Annotated in this window: 4 protein-coding genes; 2 read left to right on the top strand and 2 right to left on the bottom strand. The window is 72.4% G+C overall.

The features are described 5' to 3' along the window. Window positions 1–300 (top strand): DUF4439 domain-containing protein (locus G6020_RS07740; protein WP_182610227.1); only part of this gene is annotated, 300 nt, incomplete at its 5' end. Between the two features lie 4 nt (window positions 301–304). Here G6020_RS07740 and G6020_RS07735 read toward each other — a convergent pair. Then, complete coding sequence (locus G6020_RS07735; RefSeq protein WP_182610226.1) at window positions 305–2,056, bottom strand: proline--tRNA ligase; 1,752 nt, start codon at window positions 2,054–2,056, stop codon at window positions 305–307. 58 nt (window positions 2,057–2,114) lie between these two features. Here G6020_RS07735 and G6020_RS07730 point away from each other — a divergent pair, with 58 nt between their 5' ends. Then, window positions 2,115–2,864 (top strand): peroxide stress protein YaaA, encoded by a 750-nt coding sequence (locus G6020_RS07730; RefSeq protein WP_182610225.1) that lies wholly within the window; start codon window positions 2,115–2,117, stop codon window positions 2,862–2,864. Window positions 2,865–2,955: 91 nt separating this feature from the next. On the opposite strand, the gene cobA is transcribed toward G6020_RS07730, so the two are convergent. Continuing rightward, the coding region (cobA, locus tag G6020_RS07725) for a uroporphyrinogen-III C-methyltransferase (RefSeq protein ID WP_182610224.1) at window positions 2,956–3,589 on the bottom strand (634 nt) is incomplete at its 5' end.

The following is a 3,589-nucleotide window of genomic DNA, read 5'->3' as shown; positions in this document are numbered from 1 at the left end:
CTCGCCGCCCACCGCGCCCGCAGGGACGCCGCGGAGGCCCTGTGGCCCGGCTCCCCTCCCGCGCCTGTCGGCTATCTGACGGCCCCCGACACCCCGACCTCGCCCGTGCTCCTGGCCATCCGGCTGGAGTCGGACTGCTGCGTGGCGTGGCGGACGGAGATCGCGGCGGCGCGGTCGACGGAGATCCGGAGGTTCTGCCTCGACGCCCTCACGGCCGCCTCGATCCAACTGGAGCGCTGGCGGACGCTGGTGCCGGGTGCGCCGTTCGAGGCGCTGCCCGGGTTCCCTCCCCCGTCCTGACGGACTAGCGCCCGGCCCCGATGAGCCGGAGGATCTCGTCCGCGGCTCCGTCCACCGGCACCTGGGTGATCTCCCCGGTGGCGCGCTCGCGCAGCTCCACCGTCCCCTCCGACCATCCCCGACCCACGACGACGACCCACGGGACGCCGATCAACTCGGCGTCCTTGAACTTCACCCCCGGCGAGGCCTTGCGATCGTCGAAGAGCACCTCGAGGCGGGCCCGGTCGAGAGCCTCGACGAGCGTCGCGGCTCCGCTGGTCGCCGCCTCGTCCTTGTTGGCTATCACCACGTGGACGTCGGCCGGAGCCGCGGCCGCCGGCCACACCAGGCCCTTCTCGTCGGCGTACTGCTCGGCCAGCACCGCGACGAGCCGGGACACCCCGATGCCGTAGGACCCCATCGTCACCCGGGCGGGCTTGCCGTTCTCGCCGAGGACGTCGAATCCGAAGGCGTCGGTGTACTTCCGGCCGAGCTGGAAGATGTGACCGATCTCGATCCCTCGCGCGAGGGTGAGTGTGCCGTGGCCGTCGGGGGCCTCGTCGCCCTCCCTGACCTCGGCGGCCTCGATCGTGCCGTCGGGGGTGAAGTCGCGGCCACAGACCAGGCCCACGACGTGTCTGCCCGGCTCGTCGGCCCCGGTGATCCAGGCGGTCCCGTCGACCACCCTCGGGTCCACCAGGTACCGGACCCCGCCCGCGAGCAGGGCCCCGGGACCGATGTACCCCTTGACGAGGAACGGGTTGGCCGTGAAGTCGTCCTCGCCCAGCACGGCCACCTCGGCGGGCTCGAGCGCCGCCTCGACGCGCTTCATGTCGACCTCGCGGTCCCCGGGCAGCCCCACGCCCAGCAGCTCCCAGTCCTTCCCGGGCTCACGGACCTTGAACAACACGTTCTTGAGAGTGTCCGCCGCCGTGACCCGTCGCCCGAGGCCCGCTCCGTTGGCCCACTCGACCAGGGTCTCGATCGTCGGCGTCCCGGGGGTGTCGTGGACCACGGGCTCGGGGAGTCCCTCGAGCGGACGGGCGGGCGGTACCGGGGTCACCACGGCCTCGACGTTGGCCGCGTACTCCCCGTCCGTCGACCGGACGAAGGTGTCCTCCCCCGCCGCGGAGATCGCCAGGAACTCCTCGGACGCCGATCCGCCCATCGCTCCCGAGGTGGCGGCGCAGACCACGTACTCGATGCCCAGGCGGTCGAAGATGCGCTGGTAGGTCTCCCGGTGCACCTGGTACGAGCGTGCGAGACCGGCGTCGTCGAGGTCGAAGGAGTACGAGTCCTTCATGGTGAACTCGCGGCCCCGGAGGATCCCGGCACGGGGCCGCTCCTCGTCCCGGTACTTGGACTGGATCTGGTACAGGGTGACGGGCAGGTCCTTGTACGAGGAGTACTCGCCCTGCACCGTGAGGGTGAACAGCTCCTCGTGGGTGGGGCCGAGGAGCATGTCGTTGCCCTTGCGGTCCTTGAGACGGAACAACGCAGATCCGTACTCGGTCCACCGGCCCGTCGTCTCGTAGGGCTCGCGGGGCAGGAGCGCGGGCAGGCTGATCTCCTGGGCCCCGGAGGCGTTCATCTCCTCTCGCACCACCTGCTCGATCCGCCGGAGGGTGCGCAGGCCGAGCGGCAGCCACGAGTACACGCCGGGCGCGACGCGCCGGACGTAGCCGGCACGGACCAGCAGTTTGTGGCTCAGGACCTCGGCATCGGCCGGGTCGTCGCGGAGCGTACGCAGGAAGAGGTGGGACAGACGCGTGATCACGGTGGTCAAGCGTAGCCGCCCGGGGACCCGCCACCGGAGCGACGGTAGCCTCAGCCGGGTGCGCATCCTCCTCTCGCCCTCCGAGACCAAGTCCGTCGGCGGGTCGGGTGGCCCCCTCGATCTGGCCGCGCTGTCCCTTCCCGCGCTCTCCGACACCCGGGAGACGGTGGCCGGGGCGCTGGTCTCGATGTGTGTCGACGACCCGGAGGGTGCGCGGCGCGCGCTGGGCCTGAGCGACGCGCTCGCCGACGAGGTGACGCACGACGCACGCCTGTGGACCTCCCCCACCGCCCCGGCACTGAGCCGGTACACCGGGGTGCTCTACGACGCGTTGGACCAGGCCTCCTTCACCCGGGCCACCCGGGCGCGCGCCGAATCGCGGCTGTGGATCGGGTCGGCGCTCTTCGGACTGATCGCCGCCGACGACCCCATCCCCCACTACCGACTCTCCGCGGGGACGCGACTGCCCGGACTCGGAACGCTCCGCGCGGTGTGGAAGCCCTCGCTCACCGACGCCACCTCGGGCTGGGCCGACGACCTCGTGGTCGACCTCCGCTCGGGCGGCTACCACCAGTTGGGGCCGGTCCCGGGGGCCGTCACCGTCGACGTCGTCACGGAGTACCCGGACGGCACCCGCAAGGTGGTGTCCCACTTCTCCAAGCACCACAAGGGGCTGCTCGCCAGGACGCTGGCGACCTCACGGGCGGAGATGGCGGACGTACAGGCGCTCCTGCGGGTGGCCCGCCGGGCGGGGCACACCCTCGAACACAACTCGCCCTCCACCCTGACGATGGTGACCGGCCCCTGAGGGGGACGCGGGCCCCTGTGGTCAGGACCCGGGCCCCCGAGGACAGGACCCGGGGCCCCGAGTAGAGGACCCGGGACCGCGAGGGCGGGATTCAGGCCCGGGTCAGCACCTGCGGGAGTCCGGCGACCTCGCCGACAACCACTATCGCCGGCGGCCGGACCCCGCGGTCGGTGAGCGTAGTGGCCATGGTGCCGACCGTGCACCGGTGGGTGACCTGACCGTCGAGGCTGCCGTCCACGATGATCGCGGCGGGGGTGTCCGGCGATCGGCCACCGGCCATGAGCGAGTCGGCGATGGCCGGGGAGTTCTTGACGCCCATCAGCACGACCAGCGTCCCCCGCATCCGGGCCAGGGCCTCCCAGTCGACGAGGGAGCCCGGGTGCCCCGGCGGGAGGTGACCCGAGACGATGGTGACCTCGTGGGTCATGCCGCGGTTGCTCACGGGGATCCCCGCGAGCGCGGGAACGCTGAGCGCGCTGGACACCCCGGGGACGACGGTGCAGGGGATCCCGGCCTCGGCGCAGGCGTGGGCCTCCTCGTATCCCCGCCCGTAGAGGAACGGGTCGCCGCCCTTGAGTCGGACGACGAACTTGCCCTCCCTCGCGCGGTCCACGAGGACCCGGTTGATGGCGTCCTGGGCCATCGAGCGCCCGTACGGGATCTTGGCCGCGTCGACGATCTCGACGTCCGAACGCAGCTCCCCCAGCGGCCGCTGCGGGGCGAGC

Source organism: Dietzia sp. B19, assembly GCF_014145155.1.
GTDB classification, from domain to species: Bacteria; Actinomycetota; Actinomycetes; order Mycobacteriales; family Mycobacteriaceae; genus Dietzia; species Dietzia natronolimnaea.
The sequence above is the reverse complement of the archived record's forward strand: the minus strand, read 5'-3'. Positions and strand labels throughout refer to the sequence as shown.